Origin of the sequence: Clostridium sp. AF32-12BH (assembly GCF_003477935.1) — a bacterium.
GTDB lineage: Bacteria > Bacillota > Clostridia > Lachnospirales > Lachnospiraceae > Brotaphodocola.
The window spans coordinates 84644-107877 of record NZ_QUEH01000016.1 but is presented as its reverse complement, the minus strand read 5'-3'; the positions used below and the strand labels follow the sequence as shown (position 1 = coordinate 107877).

Annotated in this window: 19 protein-coding genes and 1 tRNA gene; 19 read left to right on the top strand and 1 reads right to left on the bottom strand. The window is 49.4% G+C overall.

Features of this window, described 5'->3' with window-relative positions; translation table 11 throughout:
* Positions 1–198 precede the first annotated feature (198 nt).
* From DWZ40_RS15355 to DWZ40_RS15290, 14 genes are all read left to right on the top strand, one after another.
* Positions 199–2214 carry an NAD(+) synthase gene (locus DWZ40_RS15355; RefSeq protein WP_118543767.1) on the top strand — a complete coding sequence of 672 codons (2016 nt, stop codon included), beginning with the start codon at positions 199–201 and terminating at the stop codon, positions 2212–2214.
* The gene (locus tag DWZ40_RS15350) at positions 2211–3089 is read left to right on the top strand and encodes an RNA methyltransferase (RefSeq protein WP_118543766.1); all 879 of its coding nucleotides are present in this window, start codon (positions 2211–2213) and stop codon (positions 3087–3089) included. Before DWZ40_RS15355 ends, DWZ40_RS15350 begins: the two co-directional genes overlap by 4 nt.
* A 19-nt stretch (positions 3090–3108) precedes the next feature.
* On the top strand, positions 3109–3549 hold the full coding sequence (locus DWZ40_RS15345; RefSeq protein ID WP_118543765.1) for an NfeD family protein: 441 nt from the start codon (positions 3109–3111) through the stop codon (positions 3547–3549).
* Between the two features lie 42 nt (positions 3550–3591).
* Positions 3592–4533 (top strand): SPFH domain-containing protein, encoded by a 942-nt coding sequence (locus tag DWZ40_RS15340; RefSeq protein ID WP_118543764.1) that lies wholly within the window; start codon positions 3592–3594, stop codon positions 4531–4533.
* Positions 4534–4663: 130 nt separating this feature from the next.
* Positions 4664–5653, top strand: a complete 990-nt coding sequence (gene argF / locus DWZ40_RS15335) for an ornithine carbamoyltransferase (protein ID WP_118543763.1) — start codon at positions 4664–4666, stop codon at positions 5651–5653.
* 3 nt (positions 5654–5656) lie between these two features.
* Positions 5657–5962 carry a DUF6637 family protein gene (locus tag DWZ40_RS15330; RefSeq protein WP_118543762.1) on the top strand — a complete coding sequence of 102 codons (306 nt, stop codon included), beginning with the start codon at positions 5657–5659 and terminating at the stop codon, positions 5960–5962.
* Positions 5963–5965: 3 nt separating this feature from the next.
* Entirely contained in the window at positions 5966–6946 is a 981-nt protein-coding gene (locus DWZ40_RS15325; RefSeq protein WP_118543761.1) for a biotin--[acetyl-CoA-carboxylase] ligase, read from the top strand.
* Positions 6933–8048, top strand: a complete 1116-nt coding sequence (mutY, locus tag DWZ40_RS15320) for an A/G-specific adenine glycosylase (protein ID WP_118543760.1) — start codon at positions 6933–6935, stop codon at positions 8046–8048. Before DWZ40_RS15325 ends, mutY begins: the two co-directional genes overlap by 14 nt.
* A 33-nt stretch (positions 8049–8081) precedes the next feature.
* Positions 8082–9020, top strand: coding sequence for a YegS/Rv2252/BmrU family lipid kinase (locus DWZ40_RS15315; RefSeq protein WP_118543759.1), 939 nt, complete (start codon positions 8082–8084; stop codon positions 9018–9020).
* A gap of 100 nt (positions 9021–9120) precedes the next feature.
* Complete coding sequence (rpoD, locus tag DWZ40_RS15310) at positions 9121–10251, top strand: RNA polymerase sigma factor RpoD (protein WP_118543758.1); 1131 nt, start codon at positions 9121–9123, stop codon at positions 10249–10251.
* A 46-nt stretch (positions 10252–10297) separates the two neighbouring features.
* Positions 10298–10963, top strand: a complete 666-nt coding sequence (locus tag DWZ40_RS15305) for an epoxyqueuosine reductase QueH (protein ID WP_118543757.1) — start codon at positions 10298–10300, stop codon at positions 10961–10963.
* 64 nt (positions 10964–11027) lie between these two features.
* Complete coding sequence (locus DWZ40_RS15300) at positions 11028–11294, top strand: HPr family phosphocarrier protein (protein WP_118533218.1); 267 nt, start codon at positions 11028–11030, stop codon at positions 11292–11294.
* Positions 11295–11750: 456 nt separating this feature from the next.
* On the top strand, positions 11751–16334 hold the full coding sequence (gene gltB, locus DWZ40_RS15295) for a glutamate synthase large subunit (RefSeq protein ID WP_118543756.1): 4584 nt from the start codon (positions 11751–11753) through the stop codon (positions 16332–16334).
* A 12-nt stretch (positions 16335–16346) separates the two neighbouring features.
* Positions 16347–17834, top strand: coding sequence for a glutamate synthase subunit beta (locus DWZ40_RS15290; protein WP_118543755.1), 1488 nt, complete (start codon positions 16347–16349; stop codon positions 17832–17834).
* Positions 17835–17953: 119 nt separating this feature from the next.
* Here DWZ40_RS15290 and DWZ40_RS15285 read toward each other — a convergent pair whose 3' ends face one another.
* Positions 17954–18400, bottom strand: coding sequence for a MerR family transcriptional regulator (locus DWZ40_RS15285; protein WP_118543754.1), 447 nt, complete (start codon positions 18398–18400; stop codon positions 17954–17956).
* A gap of 242 nt (positions 18401–18642) precedes the next feature.
* On the opposite strand from DWZ40_RS15285, the gene DWZ40_RS15280 reads away from it, so the two are divergent.
* The 5 genes from DWZ40_RS15280 to DWZ40_RS15260 all read left to right on the top strand — a co-directional run bounded on the left by DWZ40_RS15280 (position 18643) and on the right by DWZ40_RS15260 (position 23190).
* On the top strand, positions 18643–19386 hold the full coding sequence (locus DWZ40_RS15280) for a carboxymuconolactone decarboxylase family protein (RefSeq protein ID WP_118543753.1): 744 nt from the start codon (positions 18643–18645) through the stop codon (positions 19384–19386).
* A gap of 18 nt (positions 19387–19404) precedes the next feature.
* The gene (locus DWZ40_RS15275; protein ID WP_182431765.1) at positions 19405–19881 is read left to right on the top strand and encodes a flavodoxin; all 477 of its coding nucleotides are present in this window, start codon (positions 19405–19407) and stop codon (positions 19879–19881) included.
* A gap of 134 nt (positions 19882–20015) precedes the next feature.
* Positions 20016–20089 (top strand) — tRNA-Asp (locus DWZ40_RS15270).
* A gap of 160 nt (positions 20090–20249) precedes the next feature.
* Entirely contained in the window at positions 20250–21347 is a 1098-nt protein-coding gene (locus DWZ40_RS15265; RefSeq protein ID WP_118543751.1) for an S-layer homology domain-containing protein, read from the top strand.
* Positions 21348–21360: 13 nt separating this feature from the next.
* Positions 21361–23190: an HlyD family efflux transporter periplasmic adaptor subunit gene (locus tag DWZ40_RS15260; protein WP_118543750.1), complete on the top strand. Its 1830-nt coding sequence runs from the start codon at positions 21361–21363 to the stop codon at positions 23188–23190.
* Positions 23191–23234 lie beyond the last annotated feature (44 nt).

Sequence of the window (23234 nt, the reverse complement as noted above, 5' to 3'; positions counted from 1 at the left end):
CATGAGTAAATATCAACTGTGCAAGAGTAAACTCCACCGCCCTTTGGAGAAGTGGAATTTAAATTTTCATTTTAGGTAAATGGAATTGAAAGTTTCTCATGCTTTATTTTTGATGCAGGATATGCTATACTGTCTGCAATAGTATGCACTGAAATGGATCTGTTTCTTGCATATACATTCCGTCAGGAGGAAATGAACATGAGAGACGGCTTTATCCGCGCAGCGGCAGCCACACCAAAGATTAAGGTTGCAGATCCGGTCCATAACCGGCAGGAAATCTGCAAGATCATAGAAGAGTCCGAAAAGAAAGGAGTGGAGCTTCTGGTATTTCCAGAGCTGTGCCTTTCCGGATATACCTGTAACGACCTGTTTTTACAGGAGGTTTTGCTGGAACAGGTGAAAGACGAACTGAAAACGGTCGTATCGTTTACCAGGGACCGGCATATGCTGGTATTTGTGGGACTCCCGTGGGAGCATGAAGGCAAGCTCTATAATGCAGCTGCAGCGATCTGCGGCGGCGAGCTTCTTGGACTGGTTACAAAGACAAATCTGCCAAACTATTCTGAATTTTATGAACTGCGTCATTTTACTCCGGGTATGGAAACTCCGGTTATGACAGACTGGCTGGATACCCAGGTACCTATGGGAACCAATCTTTTATTTACCTGCAAAGAGTACCCGAAACTGACCGTGTCAGCAGAAATCTGCGAGGATGTATGGGTTCCGTGTCCGCCAAGTATCCGCCACGCACTTGCAGGCGCAACGGTTATTGCAAACTGTTCCGCAAGTGACGAAGTGGTCGGAAAGGATTCTTACCGGAGAGAACTGATCTGCGGACAGTCTGCAAGACTCATCTGCGGCTATGTCTATGCCAATGCCGGGGAAGGTGAATCTACGCAGGATCTGGTGTTTGGCGGTCACAATATCATTGCGGAGAACGGAACCCGTCTGGCGGAATCCAAACGCTTTGCGCCGGAAACAGTCTGTGCAGACCTGGATCTGGAACGCTTAAACGCAGAGCGGCGCCGCACGACTACGTATCCGGCACCGGACCGCAGTGCTTACCAGACAATCCGTTTTTCTCTTGGCGCTGGAAACAGAGCAGAGCGCAGCAGCGAATGTAAAAACGGGCAGGACCAGCAGAAAACCGGCAAAGCTGTTTCTGACATACAGACGGATGAAAAGCTGCTCCGCTATATTGATAACCGTCCTTTCGTTCCGCACGATATGCGGGAGCGCAGCCGGCGCTGTGAGGAAATTTTTACCATTCAGGCTATGGGACTGAAAAAACGTCTGGAGCATACCGGCTGCAGTCACGTCGTGCTTGGAATCTCCGGCGGACTGGACTCCACGCTGGCGCTTTTGGTAGCGGCGAGAGCATTTGACATGCTTGACATTCCGCGCAGCCAGATCCATGCGATCACCATGCCGTGTTTTGGAACCACGGACCGGACGTACCAGAATGCCTGCCAGATGACCAGAAAGCTGGGGGCATCGTTAAAAGAAATTGATATCAAGGCATCGGTAACAAGACATTTTGAAGATATTGGTCATGACATTACGGTTCACGATGTGACTTATGAGAACGGTCAGGCCAGGGAGCGTACCCAGATTCTCATGGATATTGCAAACCAGGTGGGCGGCATGGTCATCGGAACCGGAGACATGTCAGAGCTGGCGCTTGGCTGGGCAACCTACAATGGAGACCATATGTCCATGTACGGTGTCAATGTTTCCGTGCCGAAAACCCTGGTGCGTCATCTGGTGCGTTACTATGCAGATGTCTGCGGGGAAGAAGAACTGAAAGCAGTTCTCCTGGATGTTTTGGATACTCCGGTAAGTCCGGAACTGCTTCCGCCGGAAAATGGCGTCATTTCCCAGAAAACAGAGGATCTGGTGGGACCATATGAGCTTCACGATTTCTTCCTTTACTATGTGCTGAGATTTGGCTTTAAGCCTTCCAGAATCTACCGGATGGCTCTGCAGGCATTTGAGGGAGAATATGAGAAAGAAGTCATTTACAAATGGCTGAACGTTTTTTACCGCAGATTTTTTGCACAGCAGTTTAAACGTTCCTGTCTGCCGGATGGTCCGAAGGTAGGTTCCGTGGCAGTTTCCCCGCGCGGCGATCTGCGCATGCCGAGTGACGCAGCAAGGCGGATCTGGATGGATGATTTAGAAAGCATCAAATTAAAGGAGAATACAAAAGCGTGATCAGCAGTACAACCAACAAACAGGTGAAATTTGTGAATGCCCTGGTGAAAAAAGCAAAAACCAGAAGAGAGGAAGATCTGTTCGTGGCAGAGGGACTCCGCATGTGCACTGAAATTCCGAAGGACCGCGTTCACACACTTTATATATCGGAAAGCTTCAGCAGGACAAAGGAATGCAAGGCACTTAAGGAAGGGGTAAAACATGTCGAACTGGTGACGGATGATGTGTTTAAGAGCCTTTCCGACACACAGACGCCGCAGGGCATTCTGGCACTGGTGAAGCAGTATCATTATACGCTGGACGAGGTGGTTGGAAAAAACTCGAAAGAAGTTTCCGGGGTATCGGCGCAGAAACCAGATGAAGCGGAAAAAATGCAGACAAAACCGGCGCTTCTCATGGTGCTGGAAACGATTCAGGATCCGGGAAATCTGGGAACGATCCTTCGCGCAGGCGAGGGTGCCGGTGTGACCGGGGTGGTGATGGACGCAAACACCACCGATATTTATAACCCAAAGGTAATCCGTTCCACGATGGGTTCTGTGCTCCGTATGCCATTTGTTTATGTGGAGAATCTTCATGATACGCTGCAGGAACTGAAAAAAAGGAATATCCGGCTGTTTGCGGCTCATTTAAAAGGAAAACAGGCGTACGACCTGGAAGATTATACCGGAAATACCGCATTTCTCATTGGGAACGAGGGCAATGGTCTGACCGACGAAACTGCAGCCATGGCAGACACGTATGTCCGCATCCCGATGGAGGGACGTGTGGAATCTTTAAATGCTGCAGTCGCGGCTTCGGTTCTCATGTTTGAGGCAGCGCGGCAGCGCCGCAGTGCCGGAACAGCTGGAAGAGAAACAACAATAAAACAATAAAAATAAGGGGGAGTTTGTTATGGCAGCGATTTACTGGCTCATCGCATTTGTGATTCTGGTGGGCATTGAAATCATGACCACAGCCCTGACAACGATCTGGTTTGCAGGAGGTGCCGTGATCGCCTTTTTTGCGGCTGTCTTTGGTGCACCGCTACCGGTCCAGCTTCTGGTATTTGTGGTGATCTCATTCATTTTACTTTTCCTGACCCGTCCGCTGGCTGTGAAGTATATCAATACTTCTACCGTCAAAACAAATGTGGACAGCCTGATCGGAAAAGAAGCCAGGGTAACGGCTGAGATCAACAATGCAAAAGAGTGCGGGAGTGTTTCTGTCCAGGGGCAGGAATGGACGGCACGTTCCGCAGAGGAGGATGTGGTTTATTCGGAAGGAACCAGGGTCTGGATCCGTGAGATCCAGGGTGTGAAACTGATTGTAAGCAATGAAAAAGCGCGACTGTGAGAAAAGCAAACAGTTGCGGCAAATCGTAAAGGAGGAATCTTAATGGGTATTCTGTTCATTTTTCCGTTACTGATCGTAATTTTAGCGGTTCTGGCATCCTGCATCCGCATTGTCCCGCAGGCGCAGGCTCTGGTCGTGGAACGTCTTGGCGCCTATCTTGACACCTGGTCTGTAGGTGTGCATTTTCTGGTCCCGTTTGTTGACCGTGTCGCAAAAAAGGTCAGCTTAAAGGAGCAGGTTGTGGATTTTGATCCGCAGCCGGTTATCACAAAAGATAATGTTACCATGCGGATCGACACCGTGGTATTTTTCCAGATCACGGATCCGAAACTGTATGCTTACGGTGTGGTAAATCCGATCATGGCAATCGAAAACCTGACTGCAACGACACTGAGAAATATCATCGGTGACCTGGAACTGGACCAGACTTTAACCTCCCGCGAGACCATCAATACCAAGATGCGCGCATCCCTGGATGTGGCAACCGATCCGTGGGGCATTAAGGTTAACCGTGTGGAGCTCAAAAACATCATCCCTCCGGCAGCCATTCAGGATGCCATGGAGAAACAGATGAAGGCAGAGCGAGAGCGCCGTGAGGCAATCCTGCGTGCCGAGGGTGAGAAAAAGTCCACCATTCTGGTTGCGGAAGGTAAAAAGGAATCCGCAATTCTGGATGCAGAGGCGGATAAGCAGGCTGCAATCCTTCATGCTGAGGCAGAGAAAGAGCGCCGCATCCGCGAGGCAGAAGGTGAAGCTGAGGCAATTTTAAAGGTACAGCAGGCGAAGGCAGATGGTATCCGCTTCTTAAAAGAGGCCGGAGCCGATGCGGCAGTGCTCCAGCTTAAGAGTCTGGAAGCATTTGCAGCGGCAGCAGACGGCAAGGCAACCAAGATCATCATTCCGTCGGAAATCCAGAATATGGCTGGTCTGGTGACTTCTGTGGCAGAGATCGCAAAGACATCATCGACACAGGCGCAAGAATAGAAACCTCGAAATATAGAAAACTGGAAAGTTCAGAAAACAAAAGATTGAAAAAGATAACCATTCTGGAATGACGGTTTCCAAAAAGCATGTTATTAAAATTAACATAAAAATGTACAGAGGAGAGACGATTATGAATTTAAAGGGAAGACATTTCTTAACATTGAAAGATTACACACCGGAGGAAATCCTGTATCTGCTGGATCTTGCAGCGGAAGTAAAACGTAAGAAAAAAGAGGAAATCCCGGTAGATAACTACAGAGGAAAAAATGTAGCACTGATCTTTGAAAAGACCAGTACCAGAACCAGATGCTCCTTCGAGGTAGCAGCGCACGATATGGGAATGGGTACTACCTATCTGGATCCGTCAGGTTCCCAGATCGGTAAGAAAGAGAGCATTGCAGATACGGCACGTGTTCTTGGACGTATTTATGATGGTATCGAGTACCGTGGCTTTGGACAGGAAATCGTGGAGGAACTTGCCAAGTATGCAGGCGTTCCGGTATGGAACGGTCTGACCAACGAATATCATCCGACCCAGATGCTTGCTGATATGCTGACGATCCGTGAGCAGCTCGGCAGATTAAAAGGTGTAAAGCTGGTTTACATGGGCGATGCCCGTTACAATATGGGTAACTCCCTGATGATCGTCTGCGCAAAGCTTGGTCTGCACTTTGTGGCATGTGCACCGAAGAAGTACTTCCCGAACGCAGAGCTGGTTGCACAGTGCGAGGAATATGCAAAGGCATCCGGTGCTACCATTACCCTGACCGAGAATGTGGAAGAGGGAACCAAAAACGCCGATGTTATTTATACGGATGTATGGGTATCCATGGGTGAGCCGGATGAAGTATGGGAGGAGCGTATCCGTGAACTGACTCCGTACAAGGTAACAGCTGATGTCATGAAGAATGCAGGGGAACAGGCGATCTTCTTACACTGCCTGCCGGCATTCCATGATTTAAAGACCAAGATCGGTGCTGAGATGGGCAAACGTTTCGGCATTACCGATATGGAAGTAACGGATGAGGTATTTGAGTCTGCACAGTCCAGAGTGTTCGATGAGGCAGAAAACCGTATGCACACCATCAAAGCAGTGATGATGGCAACACTTGGAGTATAAAAGATGGCAGGACAGGAGAAAAAACGCAATCCGCGCAGCAGCGCGCTGGTTTTGGATCTGCTGCATATCGTGATCGGTATTCTTGTGGTTATCTGTGCCATATTAGCGTTTTTGGATCCGGAGGGGAACAGTATTCTGTTCCCCGTGATTTTCTGGCTTGCTGCTGTACTGAACGGTGTGATGGGCGGATTCCGGCTGCGTTTTAGCGGGCATGATAGGAAAAAACAGGCAGGAGGAGCGCTGCAGTGCCTGCTGGCGGCAGTTCTTATAATGCTGGGCGTGTTAAGTGCCGTCAGTATCTGGAGGTAAGGTTTGAAAGACAAAATTTTAAAATTTTTAAAAGAGGCAGATGGTTATGTCTCCGGACAGGAACTCTGTGAACGCCTTGGGGTATCCCGCACAGCCATTTGGAAAGCAATCCGGCAGCTCGAATCAGAAGGCTATGAGATCGAAGCTGTTCGCAACCGCGGATACCGTCTGCATGACAGTGCAGATATCCTGAATGAAGCAGAAATCCGTGCAGCACTGACAACAAAGTGGCTTGGGCATTCGGTAAAATTTCTGGAGGAAATTGATTCTACCAATAACGAAGTGCGCCGCATGGCGGAACAGGGAGCCCCTTCCGGGACGCTTGCAGTGGCGGAAATCCAGACTGCAGGAAAAGGACGAAGAGGGCGAAGCTGGAGTTCTCCAAAAGGAAGCGGAATCTGGCACAGTTTTCTGCTGCGCCCTGATTTTGCACCGACATATGCATCTATGCTGACGCTTCTGACAGCCATGGCAGTGCAGAAAGCGGTGAAAGATGCGACGGGTCTGGAAAGCCAGATCAAATGGCCGAATGATATTGTAGTAAATGGGAAAAAGGTCTGCGGCATCCTTACGGAAATGAGTACGGAGGAAGATGCTATCCGTTATGTGGTAGTTGGAATCGGCATCAATGCCAATACACCGGAATTCCCGGAAGAAATCCGGACTACTGCAACATCACTGGCATTGGAGCTGGGGCATCCGGTGCGCCGGACAGAGCTGATCAATGGCGTTATGTGTGCCTTTGAGGAGTATTACCGGATATTCGAGGAGACGCTGGATTTAAGTCAGCTGAAAAAGCTTTATAATCAGGAACTGGTCAATGTGGGAAGAAAAGTGAAAGTGCTTGCTCCTGGCGGCGATTACACAGGGATTTCCAAAGGGATCAATGACACAGGAGAGCTGATCGTAGAGCTTGCAGACGGCACCATCCGGGAAGTGAATTCCGGCGAGGTGTCGGTAAGAGGAATTTATGGATATGTATGATGCAAAACATTTATATGACCGTCTGAAGGTCGCTGAGCGCGAGAATGAAATGCTGGATCTGGATACCAGGCTGCGGGCCATGAATGGTCCGTTGCTTTCCTGGTATGAGGAGCATGCAAGAATTCTTCCATGGAGAGAAAATCCGGAAGGTTACCGGGTCTGGATTTCCGAAATTATGCTGCAGCAGACCAGGGTGGAGGCGGTCAAACCATATTTTGAACGCTTTCTTGAGGCGCTGCCGGATGTGAAATCGCTGGCTTTGGTGGAAGATGACCGGCTGATGAAACTCTGGGAGGGCCTCGGTTACTATAACCGGGCGCGCAATTTAAAGAAAGCTGCCGGAATCATCCTGGAAGAGTACGGCGGGAAAATGCCGGAAACGTATGAGGAGTTATTGAAATTGCCTGGAATCGGAAGTTATACGGCAGGAGCAATTTCTTCCATTGCATTTGGACATCCGGTTCCGGCGGTAGACGGAAATGTACTCCGCGTGATCTCGAGGGTGACAGCCAGCCGGGAAGATATTTTAAAGGTGTCCACCAAAAAGTGGATGGAACAGCATCTGCGCGAAACGATGCCGAAGGACCGGGCAAGTCATTTCAATCAGGGACTCATTGAAATTGGAGCCATTGTATGTGTGCCAAACGGTCAGCCGCACTGTGGGGAGTGTCCTCTGGAATCCATCTGCCTGGCGAAAAAACAAAACCTGATCGCGGAAATTCCGGTAAAAACGCCACCGAAAAAAAGACGTCTGGAAGATAAGACGGTGTGTATTCTGGAATGCGGCGGTCAGGTGGCACTGAAAAAACGGGATGATACCGGGCTTCTGGCATCGCTTTATGAACTGCCAAACTGCGAAGGGCATCTGGAAGTGGAGGACGTGCCGGAGGCTTTTGGACTGGATCCGGAGAACATCGTCGAACTGGAACAAATCGGTCCGGCAAAACACATTTTTTCCCACGTAGAATGGCATATGATTGGCTACCGGGTAAAATTAAAGGAAAAAATTCCAGACAGTTACATTGCAGCTGGTAAGAATGAGTTGAAAACAATCTATGCACTGCCGAATGCGTTTGGCAGGTATACAAAGATGATAAAATGAGGATAATGATGAGAAGGAGGCAGATCGATTCCTATGGTTAAGAAAAAACAGATGCTTCTGATTATTAATCCAAGATCGGGCAGAGAGAAAATCCGTTTAAAACTTCTGGATATTCTGGATGCCTATACAGGCGCGGGATATCAGATCCAGGTTTACGTGACCCAGAAAGCACTGGATGCACGTGATGCCGTACTCAAATATGGATCCAGGAAAGACCTGATCGTATGCAGCGGCGGAGATGGTACGCTCAATGAGGTCATTTCGGGAATGATGGAACTGAAAAAGCCTGTGCGGCTGGGATATATTCCTGCCGGCTCTACCAATGATTTTGCATCCAGCTTAAAATTGCCGAAACAGATGATGCCGGCTGCGCTGAATGCAGTAAACGGAGTACCAGGCGCAATTGATATCGGACGGTTCTGTAAGGACCGGTATTTTGTTTATGTAGCCGGATTTGGTGCTTTCACGGAAGTATCCTATTTGACACCGCAGGATAAGAAAAATCTGCTGGGGCATCAGGCTTATGTGCTGGAAGGAGTGAAAAGCCTCGCTTCGATCAAGTCGTATCCGATGAAAATTACAAGTCCGGAAGAAACGCTGGAAGGAGAATTTATCTACGGCATGGTCACGAACACGGTCAGCGTTGGTGGCTTTAAAGGGCTGGTAACCCAGGATGTGGCATTGAATGATGGACTGTTTGAGGTACTTCTGATCCGTACTCCGAAGACTCCTCTGGAACTCAGCGGCATTGTTACCGGTCTTTTGATGCGGGAAGAAGAAAAAAGTGAGCTGGTTTATAAGTTCAAAACCAAAAGTCTGCATATCCAGGCATATGAGCCGGTAGACTGGGTACTGGACGGTGAATTTGGCGGAACCAGAACCGAGGTGTCCATAGAAAATCTGCAGCAGCAGATCGAGATTTTGTGCCCGCCGTCTTCCAAAAGCCGGAATGGTGTACAAAATGAAAAATAAGCGGAGAATAATGAAAATAATTGTTGAAATCTGACACCGGATATTATATAATGATTTGATGTGTAGGCTTTCATAGACCTTCAAATGAAAGGATGTTACTGTGGAAAAAGACAATTTTTTAGATAAGCTGAAAAAGCTGGTAGAAGTTGCCAAAACAAAGCATAATGCATTGGACATCACGGAAATCAATGACTTTTTCAAAGGGGATAACCTTGGTCCTGAGCAGATGGAACAGATTTACAGTTTCCTCGAGGACAAAAATATTGACGTAGTCCCTGTTATTGACGATGCTGCCCTTGCAGAAGACAATCTGCTTCTCGATGACGATGATGTAGATATGGATGACAGCTTCATGAAAGACTCTGAAGATATCGAGCTGGATGCAGTAGACCTGCTTGAGGGTATTGGAACAGAGGATCCGGTCCGTATGTATCTGAAGGAGATCGGAACTGTTCCGCTGCTTACGACAGAGGAGGAGCTGACCCTTGCAAAGCGCAAGGCAGAGGGCGATGAGTACGCGAAAGAACGTCTGATCGAGGCAAACCTGCGTCTTGTTGTAAGTATTGCAAAACGTTATACCGGCCGCGGCATGAGCTTTCTTGACCTGGTTCAGGAGGGTAACCTTGGTCTGATTAAAGGTGTCGAGAAGTTCGATTATACAAAAGGATATAAGCTGAGTACATATGCGACTTGGTGGATCAGACAGTCTGTAACCCGTGCACTCGCGGATCAGGCCAGAACGATCCGTGTTCCGGTGCATATGGTTGAGACCATCAACAAAATGTCCAAGATGCAGAGAAAGTTAACTTTGGAACTGGGGTATGAGCCGTCTGTGACAGAGCTTGCAGATGCGCTTGAGATGTCAGAGGACAAAGTTATGGAGATCATGCAGATCGCCAGGGAACCAGCATCTCTGGAGACTCCGATCGGTGAGGAAGACGATTCCAATCTGGGCGATTTCGTTGCAGACAGCAATGTGGTAACTCCGGAGGGCAACGTGGAAAATGTGATGCTCCGAGAGCACATTGACGCGCTGTTAAAGGACTTAAAAGACCGGGAACGCCAGGTTATTGAACTGCGCTTTGGTCTGAAGGACGGACACCCGCGTACTCTGGAGGAAGTTGGTAAGGAGTTTAATGTAACGCGTGAACGAATTCGTCAGATTGAGGCGAAGGCACTCCGTAAGCTGCGTAATCCGGTACGAAGCAAGCGGATTCGGGATTTCCTGTAAAACCCAGATCAGAGCGGAAGAACTGCGCAGCAGAGAGGTCAGAATTATGAACCGCAGAAATTACCAGCGTGAGTTGGAAGCAGTCATAAAGGAAAATCAGAGTAAGAGTCGGGTTCCCCGGCTCTTCTTACATAGTTGCTGTGCTCCATGCAGCAGTTATGTATTGGAATATCTTTCCGATTATTTTGAAATCACGGTATTTTATTATAACCCCAATATTTCTCCAGAGGAGGAATATGAAAAGCGGGTGGCGGAACAAAAACATCTGATTCAGGAATTACCGGTCAGACATCCGATTCATCTGGTTGTGGGAAATTATGAACCTGAGCGCTTTTATGCTCTCAGCAAGGGTCTGGAAACAGTTCCGGAAGGCGGAGAGCGCTGCTTCCGGTGTTACCGCCTGCGGCTTGAGGAAACAGCGAGAATGGCAGAAGAAGGCGGTTATGATTATTTTGCCACAACACTGACCATCAGTCCGCTGAAAAATGCACAGAAGCTAAATGAAATCGGAGAAGAATTGTCCGGAATCTATAAAGTGGAACATCTTCCGTCTGATTTTAAAAAGAAAAACGGATACAAACGTTCTGTGGAATTGTCGGCAGAATATGGACTTTACCGGCAGAATTACTGCGGATGTGTCTTCTCAAAACTGGAACAGCAGCAGCGGGAAGCAACGACAAAAAAAGAATCACAGATCGGCACAATGCCTTGACACTTGTCGTGATTTGTAATAAAATTTATACAGATTGAAACCAATTCTAAAGGAGACGTGAACTATGCTTAGTAAGAATTTAACAGTTGTAAATCCGTCTGGACTACATTTAAGACCGGCAGGAGTTTTATCTCAGACTGCTATGAAATTCAAATGTGATGTCATCATTGAGTGCGGCGAGAAAAGAATCATTGCGAAGAGCGTATTAAACGTAATGGCAGCAGGTATCAAGTCCGGTACCGAGATCACCCTGATCTGCGACGGTGAGGACGAGGCAGCAGCTATGGAGACCGTGAGCAAGGCAATCGAGAGCGGTCTTGGCGAGATGTAAGTCTTCTTAGTACACATAAAGAAATAAAGAAAAGGTATTTTCCGGAACACAATTCTGGAAAGTACCTTTTTCCTTTCGTGGGAAAATGCGTCCTATGAAACAATTCTTTTTCCGTGTAAGTTCATATCTGGGAGGCGCCAGTGATGTAGGGTTGATGAAACAAATACGGTAAACTGACAGATAAATTGCATGAATTAAGGATAATGACAAATAATCTGACAATTTAAAATAAAAAAGGAATTTACAAATGAGAAAAAGTGTAGTATTATCGTAACAGCTTAAAAAGGCAATACAAAAATCATGACATAAAACAAAACGCAAGGGTGCGGAAATTCGAAAAAAGAATTTTCGTGCCCTTTTTTATTTCATAGACATCTTGTGAAATAAAACCATTGCGTTGTTTGCCAGGGAGACGCCAATGGCGCATCCGATGATTTTACAGGAAAGGAAATGATTATGGACAGCGATCAGAGAACCTTAACAAAATCCCCCAACGAATCTGCTTCCCAGATCGTGCTTCCGGGTCTTTACGATCCGAGTTTTGAGCATGACAACTGCGGTATCGGTGCCGTAGCCAATATCAAAGGCATCAAGACTCACCGCACCGTGGAGCAGGCCCTCCACATTGTAGAGAATCTGGAACACCGCGCCGGGAAAGACGCAGAAGGAAAGACCGGAGACGGTGTCGGCATCATGCTGCAGATCTCCCACAAGTTCTTTAAGAAAGTGACAAAACCGCTTGGCATCGAGCTTGGCGACGAGCGTGAATATGGCATCGGCATGTTCTTCTTCCCCCAGGATGAACTCGCCAGAAACCAGGCGAAAAAGATGCTGGAGGTTATCGTCCAGAAAGAAGGACTGAAGTTTCTTGGCTGGAGAACCCTTCCGATCCACCCGGAGAAGATTGGCGATAAGGCCGTTGAAAAAATGCCTTACATCATGCAGGGCTTCATCGGAAAGCCGGCGGACGTGGAGAAGGGACTGGACTTCGACCGTCGTCTTTATGTAGCACGCCGTGTGTTTGAGCAGAGTAACGATGATACCTATGTTGTATCCATGAGCAGCCGCACCATTGTATACAAAGGTATGTTCCTGGTCAAAGAACTGCGCCAGTTCTTTGAGGATCTGCAGGATCCGGATTACGAGTCCGCAATCGCAACCGTGCATTCCCGTTTCAGTACCAACACCAATCCGAGCTGGATGCGTGCCCATCCGAACCGCATTATCGTACATAATGGTGAGATCAATACCATCCGCGGCAACGTCGACAAGATGATGGCGCGTGAGGAGAACATGGAGACAAAATTCTTCAAATCCGACATGTACAAGGTACTGCCGATCATCAATCAGGAAGGTTCCGACTCCGCGATGCTGGACAATGCCCTGGAGTTTATGGTCATGAGCGGTATGGAGCTGCCGATGGCAGTTATGATCCTGATCCCGGCTCCGTGGCAGCATGACCGGTTCATGCCGCAGGAGGTAAAGGATTTCTACCGCTATTACGCAACCATGATGGAGCCGTGGGATGGTCCTGCATCCATCGTGTTCAGCGATGGCGATGTCATGGGTGCCGTGCTGGACAGAAACGGTCTGCGTCCGTCCCGCTATTATATTACAGACGATGACCAGGTGATCCTGGCTTCTGAGGTTGGTGCGATCGACATCGACCAGTCCCATGTCATTAAGAAAGAACGCTTAAGACCTGGCAAGATGCTCCTCATCGATACCGTGAAAGGCGAGCTGGTTGGAGACGAGGAGTTAAAACTCCGTTATGCATCCCGTCAGCCGTACGGGGAATGGCTGGATTCCCAGATGGTAGATTTAAAGGATCTTCCGATCCCGAATAAGGGTGTGCCGGAGCTTTCTAAGAAGCAGCGTGCACAGCTGCAGAAGACCTATGGTTACACCTACGAGCAGTATAAGACCATGATCCTGCCGATGGCATTGAACGGTGCCGAGGCGGTATCTGCCATGGGTGCTGACAGCCCGCTTGCCGTGCTTTCGAAAAAGCATCAGCCGCTGTTCAACTATTTCAAACAGCTCTTTGCACAGGTAACGAACCCGCCGATCGATGCGATCCGTGAGGAAATCGTAACATCCACCACGGTTTATGTCGGCGAGGAAGGCAATGTTCTGGAGGAAGCTCCGGAGAACTGCCACATCTTAAAGGTGGACAACCCGATCTTAACCTGTACTGATCTGTTGAAGATTAAATATATGAAGAAACCGGGATTTAAAGTTGAAGTAATCCCGATTACCTATTACAAAAATACCTCTCTGGCCAAAGCCATTGACCGGTTATTCCTGGAGGTAGACCGTGCGCATCGCGACGGTGTCAACATCATCATCCTGTCTGACCGCGACATCGATGAAAACCATGTGCCGATCCCGTCACTTTTAGCGGTATCTGCCTTGCAGCAGCATCTGGTAAAAACCAAAAAGCGAACCTCCATGGCAGTCATCCTGGAGAGCGGCGAGCCGAGAGAGGTACATCACTTTGCAACCCTGCTTGGCTTTGGTGCCAGTGCCATCAACCCATATCTGGCGCAGGAATCGGTTCATTACCTGATCGAGACGAAAATGCTGGATAAGGATTATTACGCAGCAGTCAATGATTATAACTCTGCAGTGCTTCACGGTATTGTAAAGATCGCTTCCAAGATGGGTATCTCCACGATCCAGTCTTACCAGGGCGCACAGATCTTTGAGGCGATCGGTATTTCCAAAGAAGTCATCGACAAGTACTTCACCAACACGGTCAGCCGTGTGGGCGGCATCACGCTGGAAGACATCGCAAACGACGTGGATGTGCTGCATTCCACCGCATTTGACCCGCTGGGACTGGATGTAGATCTGACGCTGGAAAGTGTGGGAAGTCACAAGGAGCGTTCCGGCCAGGAGGAGCATCTGTACAATCCGCGCACCATTCATCTGCTGCAGCAGGCGGCATGGACCGGAAATTATGAGATCTTCAAAGAGTACAGCCATGTGCTCAATGAGGAGGAGCAGACCATCAACCTGCGAAGCCTGATCGATTTTAATTTCGATGAGAACGGCGGCATCCCGATCGATGAAGTTGAGAGTGTCGATTCCATCGTAAAGCGCTTTAAGACCGGTGCAATGTCTTACGGCTCCATTTCCCAGGAAGCACATGAGACGCTGGCGATCGCCATGAACCGTCTGGGCGGCAAGTCCAACACCGGTGAGGGCGGCGAGAGTCTGGACCGTCTGGTTCCGGGACCGAAGAACAATAACCGCTGCTCTGCGATCAAGCAGGTGGCATCCGGACGTTTTGGCGTAACCTCCCGTTACCTGGTCAGTGCACAGGAGATCCAGATCAAGATGGCGCAGGGCGCAAAGCCTGGTGAGGGCGGACAGCTTCCGGGCGGAAAGGTTTATCCGTGGGTGGCAAAGACCCGTCACTCCACAACCGGTGTCGGCTTAATTTCCCCGCCACCGCACCATGATATCTACTCCATCGAGGATCTGGCCCAGCTGATCTATGACTTAAAGAACTCAAACACCCGCGCAAGGATCTCTGTCAAGCTGGTATCCGAGGCTGGTGTTGGTACCGTGGCAGCCGGTGTTGCAAAGGCAGGCGCACAGGTCATCCTGGTATCCGGTTTTGATGGCGGTACCGGTGCGGCGCCGAGAAACTCCATCTACAATGCCGGACTTCCGTGGGAGCTTGGCGTGGCTGAGGCACACCAGAGCCTGATCATGAATGGCCTGCGCGATAAAGTTATCCTTGAGACCGACGGTAAGCTGATGACCGGCCGTGATGTGGCGATCGCCTGCATCCTGGGTGCGGAGGAATTTGGCTTTGCGACCGCTCCGCTTGTTACCATGGGCTGCGTCATGATGCGTGTCTGCAACCTCGATACCTGCCCGGTCGGCATTGCGACCCAGAACCCGGAGCTGAGAAAACGCTTCAAGGGCAAACCGGAGTATGTTGTAAACTTCATGCACTTTGTGGCACAGGAGCTGCGCGAATACATGGCAAAGCTGGGTGTCCGCACCGTAGATGAGCTGGTGGGACGTACCGATTTCTTAAAGAAGAAGGAACACATTTCGTCTGAGCGTGCAAACAAAGTGGATTTAAGCAATATCCTTGACAATCCGTATGAGGGTGTGCATTTCCGCGGCTACCGCGATAAGCTGGAATACGACTTCAAGCTGGATCAGACGATCGATGAGCAGGTATTCTTAAAGCAGTTAAAGACTGCCCTGAACAAGGGACAGAAGAAGAGCCTCCAGATCGATGTCTCCAACGTAGACCGTACCCTGGGAACCATCTTCGGTTCGGAAATCACCAGACAGTATCCGGACGGACTGCCGGAGGATACTTTCACGATCCAGTGCAACGGCAGCGGCGGACAGAGCTTTGGTGCGTTCATTCCGAAGGGGCTTACCCTGGAACTGGTGGGCGACAGCAACGACTATTTCGGCAAGGGCTTATCCGGCGGTAAGCTGATCGTATATCCGCCAAAAGCAGCAAACTTTAAGGCAGAAGAAAATATCGTCATCGGCAACGTGGCTCTTTACGGAGCGACCAGCGGCAAGGCGTATATCAACGGTGTCGCGGGTGAGCGTTTCTGTGTCCGAAACTCCGGTGCAACCGCCGTCGTAGAGGGTGTTGGTGACCACGGATGTGAATATATGACCGGCGGCCGCGTGGTTGTACTCGGACCGACCGGAAAGAACTTTGCAGCCGGCATGAGCGGCGGTATTGCTTATGTGCTGGATGAAAAACGCGATTTTTATAAGCGCCTGAACAAAGATCTTGTTTCCCTGGAGGAAGTAACCAACAAGTACGATGTCCAGGAATTAAAAGAGATGATCCAGGAACATGTGGCATATACCAACTCCGAGCGCGGAAAAGAAATTCTGGATCACTTTGGCGAGTACCTGCCGAAATTCAAGAAGGTAATGCCTCATGACTACCGCCGCATGATGAATACCATTGTGCAGATGGAAGAGAAGGGCTTAAGCAGTGAGCAGGCGCAGATCGAGGCATTCTACGTAAACCAGAGAAAGTAAGGAGGAGTAACGATGGGAAAGCCAACAGGATTTTTGGAATATGACAGAGTAAACGGCAAGGCGGCAGAACCACTGGAGCGCATCAAGAATTTCAATGAGTTCCACACTCCTTTGACCGAAGAACAGCAAAGAAAACAGGGTGCACGCTGCATGGAATGCGGCGTCCCCTTCTGCCAGTCCGGCATGATGATGAACGGCATGGTATCCGGATGCCCGCTCCATAACCTGGTGCCGGAGTGGAATGATCTGGTATACACCGGCAACTGGGCGCAGGCCTACAACCGCTTAAAGAAGACCAACAGCTTTCCGGAATTTACCAGCCGTGTCTGTCCGGCTCCGTGTGAGGCAGCCTGCACCTGCGGCTTAAACGGAAGTCCGGTCAGCATCAAGGAAAATGAGCACGCCATCATTGAGAAGGCATACGAAACTGGCAAGGCAGGTCCGAGACCGCCGAAGCTGCGTACCGACAAAAAGATCGCCGTTATCGGTTCCGGTCCGTCCGGACTGGCTGCGGCAGACCAGTTAAATAAGCGCGGTCATAATGTAACCGTGTTTGAGCGGGAAGACCGGGTTGGCGGACTTCTGATGTACGGCATTCCGAATATGAAGCTGGAAAAGCAGATCATTGACCGTAAGATCAACGTGATGAAAGAAGAGGGCGTGACTTTTGTCACCGGGGCCAATGTTGGAAAGAACTACAAGGCAGCAAAGCTCTTAAAAGAGTATGACAGCATTGTGCTTGCATGCGGAGCCTCCAACCCGAGAGACATCAATGTGCCGGGGCGTGACGCAGAGGGCATTTACTTTGCGGTAGATTTCTTGAAATCCACCACAAAGAGCCTGTTAAACTCTAATTTAGAGGATGGCAATTATATCTCCGCGAAGGATAAGCACGTCATCGTCATCGGCGGAGGTGATACCGGAAATGACTGCGTCGGAACCGCGATCCGTCATGGCTGCGCATCCGTGACCCAGCTGGAAATGATGCCGAAGCTTCCGGAAAAACGCGCCGAAAACAACAGCTGGCCGGAGTGGCCGCGCATCTTAAAGACCGATTACGGCCAGGAAGAGGCCATTGCCGTGTTTGGTCATGACCCGCGCATCTACCAGACAACCGTGAAAGAGTTTGTGAAGGATGAGAGCGGGAAGCTGGTAAAAGCCATCTTAGTGAGCCTGAAAGCCGAGAAGAACCCGGAGACCGGACGCATGTCCATGGTGCCGGTGGAGGGCTCCGAAAAGGAAGTGCCGGCAGATCTGGTGCTGATCGCAGCAGGATTTTTAGGCGCCCAGGCATATGTAGCCGATGCGTTTGGGGTCGAGTTAAATGCACGCACCAACGTGGCGACCGAAGCTGGGAAATACGCAACGAATGTCGAGAAAGTCTTCACGGCAGGCGATATGCACCGCGGACAGTCCCTGGTCGTATGGGCCATTCATGAGGGGCGCGATGTGGCAAAAGAAGTCGATAAATATCTGATGGGATATACGAATCTGGCATAAAAAGCAGTGGATGTGCCACAGGCACCTCCCGATATGCAATGAAAGAAAAAGAAACAGGATCAGGCATTTTGATTTTGCCTGGTCCTGTTTTTGTTTGGTGATGCTGCGCACAGCACAGCCTATTCCGCATCTTTATGTGCATGGTCATAGATTTTCTGGATTTCGTCCGGTAATTTGTCTGGCATCATAGTGTGGATCCGATCTTCATTTCCGTCTGCGATCGCCTGGTCGTAATACCAGCATTTGAAACGGAGCATATCGAGCACGCGCTCCATTTTTTCGATTTCTTTTTCTGCTGAGGCTTTCTGCTGCTCAAAAAAGACCTTGCGTTTCTGGTAGGTAGATGGTCCCTCTGCGCACCATTCCATAAACTGCTTAATATCTTTCAGCTCCACACCGGCACGTTTCAGGCATTCGATGAGGTGCAACGCATCGATTTCGCGCTGACTGAAGCGGCGGATGCCGGAGGTACGCTCTAAATACGGGAAAAGTCCTTCCTTATCATAATAGCGTAAGGTGGAGATGGGAAGGTGGAACATCTCCGATACCTGTCCGATGGTATACATGTACATTCTCCTCTATATAAAAATAAATGATTCAAACCTAAAGTTATAGTTAAGGTTACGATAGCATGGGGGAGAAGAAAAGTCAACCATTCTCTTAATCAGGAGTAAACGGTTAGTACTCAAGAAATGCCTGAAATATCAGTAAACACTTGACGTAAAGTCAACTTTAGGGGATATAATACACAGCAGAGGATGGAAATATGCCCGCGTGGATTTCAGAGAAGAACAGGAGGATGATTCGTATGGTAAAACAGACAGCAGGCAGAGATGCCTTAAATGATTTCGCACCGAAATTTGCACAGTTAAACGACGATGTTCTTTTTGGTGAGGTATGGTCCAGAGAGGACAAGCTTTCCTTAAAGCTGCGTTCTATTGTCACCATTTCCGCACTGATCGGAAAAGGCATTGTGGACAGCTCTTTAAAATATCATCTGGAGAGCGCCAGAAAGAACAGTGTGACAAAAACCGAGATGGCAGAAATCCTGACCCATATTGCATTTTACGCAGGATGGCCGAATGCCTGGGCTGCATTCCGCATGGCAAAGGAAGTATACCAGGATGACTGCGGCAAAGAGGAGCACGGCGGCTTCTTCGGACAGGGTGAGCCGAACACAGCTTATGCAAAATACTTTATCGGAAACAGCTATTTAAAACCGCTGACCGATCCGAAAAAGACCGTATTTATCGCAAACGTAACCTTCGAACCGGGATGTCGCAACAACTGGCACATTCATCACGCGAAATCCGGCGGCGGACAGCTTCTTGTCTGCGTAGACGGCGAGGGCTGGTACCAGGAAGAGGGAAAACCGGCACAGAGCTTAAAGCCGGGTGATGTCGTTACCATTCCGGCCGGGGTAAAACACTGGCATGGTGCGAAGGCAGGAAGTTGGTTCTCCCATCTGGCAGTTGAGTGCCCGGGTGAGGAAACATCCAATGAATGGCTGGAGCCGGTAACCGATGAAGTATACGCAAAGCTGGGTGAGTAATCAAAGGAGGAAAACATCATGGCAAAATCATTAGTAGCATATTTTTCAGCAAGTGGAGTGACTGGAAAAGTAGCGGAAGTGCTTGCTAAGGCAGCAGGCGCAGACCTTCATGAGATCAAACCGGCAGTACCGTATACCAGTGCGGATTTAAACTGGATGGATAAAAAGAGCCGCAGCAGTGTGGAGATGGCAGACCCGTCTTCCAGACCAGAGATCGCGAATAAAGTAGAAAACATGGATCAGTATGATACCGTATTTGTTGGATTCCCGATCTGGTGGTATGTTGCACCGACTATTATCAACACGTTTCTGGAGCAGTATGACTTCTCCGGCAAGAAGATCGTGCTGTTTGCGACCTCTGGCGGAAGCGGCTTTGGAAAGACGGCCTCTGCATTGAAAAACAGTGTTTCCGCATCGGCCCAGATCGTGGAAGGCCGCCTGTTAAACGGAAGAGTCCAGGAAGCCGAGTTAAAAGACTGGGTAAAGACGCTGTAAAGAAGTTGTAAATATTCTGAAAAATCAAGAAGCATTGGCATGAAAATTGGAGGTCCCTAAAAAAACGCTTGACAGGAGAATGGTCATCTTATATAATGTTGTTATTGCATGAGCAATACATACAATTTATAAATGGCCTGGTGGCTCAGCTGGTTAGAGCGCCGCCCTGTCACGGCGGAGGTCGTGGGTTCGAACCCCATCCGGGTCGCTGTTTTAGAGGAGTCTTTTGCGGACTCCTCTTTTTTTGTTTCAAAATCAGATCGGATTTTGAAATTCCCTCACAAAAAAATCCTGATTCTCTCACAAAATGAACACATTCTCCTGATATGTTTATAAAAACGAAAGACCGATTCAGAGAGGAGCATGTTATGAGGATGAGAGAGCTTGCGACCGTGATGGCAGGGGTAACAGCGGGAATGGTGATCCTGCCGTCCATGACTACACTGGCTGCGGATAACAATATGGATTACCGAAGAAAAGTAGTCGGCATTGCCGGAATTATGAGCAACACCAGTACCGGGCTGAATGAACAGATTACCAGGGCAGAATTTGCCAATATGCTGGTGCAGGCATCCACATACCGGGATTATCTTCCGACCACCAGCAATGTTTCCGTCTATGCCGATGTGCCATCTACTGCCCAGTATGCTTCCAGTATCCGCATCGCTGCAGAGCAGAACTGGGTGACCGGCTATCTTGGTGGTTTGTACAAGCCGGACCAGCCCATTACCATGCAGGAGGCGGCACGGGGAATCATTGCGCTCCTTGGTTATACCAGCGAGGACTTTGGCAGCAATCTTTCCAGTGCCCGCATGGCGAAGTTTTATGCGTTAGAGTTAAACGAAAATCTGGACCGGCAGCCGAATGAAGTGTTAACCCGCACGGATTGCATCAACCTGTTTTATAATCTGCTGAAGACGGATAGCAAAACAACCGGAAAAGCCTATGCAACTGTGCTTGGCTGTGAACTGAATTCCGACGGCGAGGTGAACCCGCTCGGACTTGCGGATACCAACCTGAAGGGACCGAAGGTCGTGAAGAAGGGATCCCAGCTTGGAGATTATGTTCCATTTAATGTGCAGGAAGCCAGCATCTTTGTAAATGGGGATGCTTCCAGTTACGAAGCTTTGAAAAGTTATATTTCCAGCAGTTACGTGGTCATTTACTATAATCAGACGGCAAAGACCATCTGGGCTTATATTGCGGACGAGGACGTGCAGACCGGGCGCTGTGCGGTGCGTGGAACCGTGGAAAATATTTATTACAGCTCCAGCGATGTCATGACGCCGACGTCTATCACGTTAGATGACGGGCAGGAGTATAAGCTGAGCAGTTCGGAAATGCAGTTTGCGTTCTCTGTTTACGGTTCTATCCGCGTTGGAGACCGGGTTACCCTGATCTGTGAGAAGAGTGAGAATTCCAATGGCGATGCGACCTATACGGTTGTAGATTATGTGGAAGATTAAAAGGAGACCGGATATGTTTGAGAAAATATCAGCTAAATTTAGAAGAACGGCTTCCAATGTAGAAACGGAAACGGGGGCGGGGAAAAACGGCAAAGGCGGAAAACGCCGTAAGGGAAAAATTGGAAAAAAACGGGTCGTGCTTGCACTTTTGGGTGTGGCTGTGCTTGCTGGCGGAGGCATCTTCTGGAATAGTCACAGCACAAAGACAAAGCTGACCGGCACAAAAGCCGGGGAACAGAAAACAGCCACGGCAACCGTAGGAACCCTGACTTCCGAGCTGACTTCATCGGGCACGATCTCCCCCAAAGATACTTACACGATCACGTCCCTGGTGGAGGGAACGGTGCTGACTGCGGATTTTGAGGAAGGCGACCAGGTGACAAAAGGACAGGTGCTTTACCAGATCGATTCTTCTTCCGTGGAATCCGATCTGAAATCCTCGGAAAATTCCCTGCAGCGTGCCAATAAAAATTACCAGCAGGCGCTGGAGAACTATCAGGAAGCCGTTCGTGATTACAGCGGAAATACATATAAGTCAACCAGAACCGGATTTATCAAGAAGCTGAATATCCAGGTTGGTGATAAGGTTGGTTCCAACACAGATCTCGCAGAGCTTTACAATGACCAGACCATGAAATTAAAGGTGCCGTTTTTATCGGGTGAGGCAGCTGCGATCGCAGTGGGAAACCAGGCGGCTGTGACGCTGACAGATACAGAGGAGCAGCTTTCCGGTGTGGTAACTGCTGTCAGCAATATGGATGAGGTGCTGGACGGCGGCCGTCTGGTCCGCTATGTCACAATGGAAGTGACCAATCCGGGCGGGCTTACCACTTCACACAGCGCCACGGTGACAATCGGGGAATTTGTGTGCAGCAGTGAGGGAACCTTTGAACCGGTGACCGATACAACCATGAAGGCATCGGTCACCGGAAACGGAAGTCTGGAGGTGGAAGAACTTCTGGTCCATGAAGGAGATTATGTGACATCCGGGACCCCGCTGTTTCGGATCAAGAGCAAAGATGTAGAAGATATCCTGGAATCCTATCAGGATGCGGTAGACCAGGCGCAGGAAAAGATTGAGTCTGCGCAGAGCAATGCCGACAACAAGCAGGAAACCTACGATAATTATACCATTACAGCGCCTATATCCGGTCAGGTGATCACCAAGACCGTGAAAGCAGGCGATAAGATCGACCGCAGTTCCGGCAGTTCCACTTCGACTTTGGCTGTGATCTATGATCTGTCAGAGGTGACATTTGAAATGTCGGTGGATGAGCTTGATGTGGGCCGTGTAAAGGTTGGACAGTCCGTGAATATCACAGCAGATGCGATCGAGGGCAAGACCTTTACGGGCAAGGTAACGAACATCAGCCTGCAGAGCTCCCAGTCAAACGGTGTCACCAACTATCCGGTTACCGTTACGCTGGATGAGGTTGGGGATTTGCTTCCTGGCATGAATGTGGACGGAACCATCATTCTCGACCAGGTGGATGATGCACTGATGATCCCGGTCGATTCCCTGATGCGCGGCAACCGCGTTTATGTGCGGGATGACAGCGTGACAGAGCAGAAGGGAAATGTACCGGCCGGTTTTAAAGCAGTAGAAGTGGAAACCGGAATCAGCAATGACGATTATGTGCAGATCACAAGCGGACTGTCAGAAGGCGACGAGGTTTATGTCGATGCTGCAACAAACAATTCCACCAATATGTTCCAGATGGGCGGAATGGGCGGTCCTAACGGCGGAATGGGCGGCGCTCCAGGCGGAAACGGCGGCGGTGGCGGCCAGAAGGGAGAAAACCGCGGAGGCAATGGAGGCGGTAACCGTGGAGGCATGCCGTAAATCTATGATGAAAAAAGACATGAGCAGGCTTTTGTGCTGCCGAG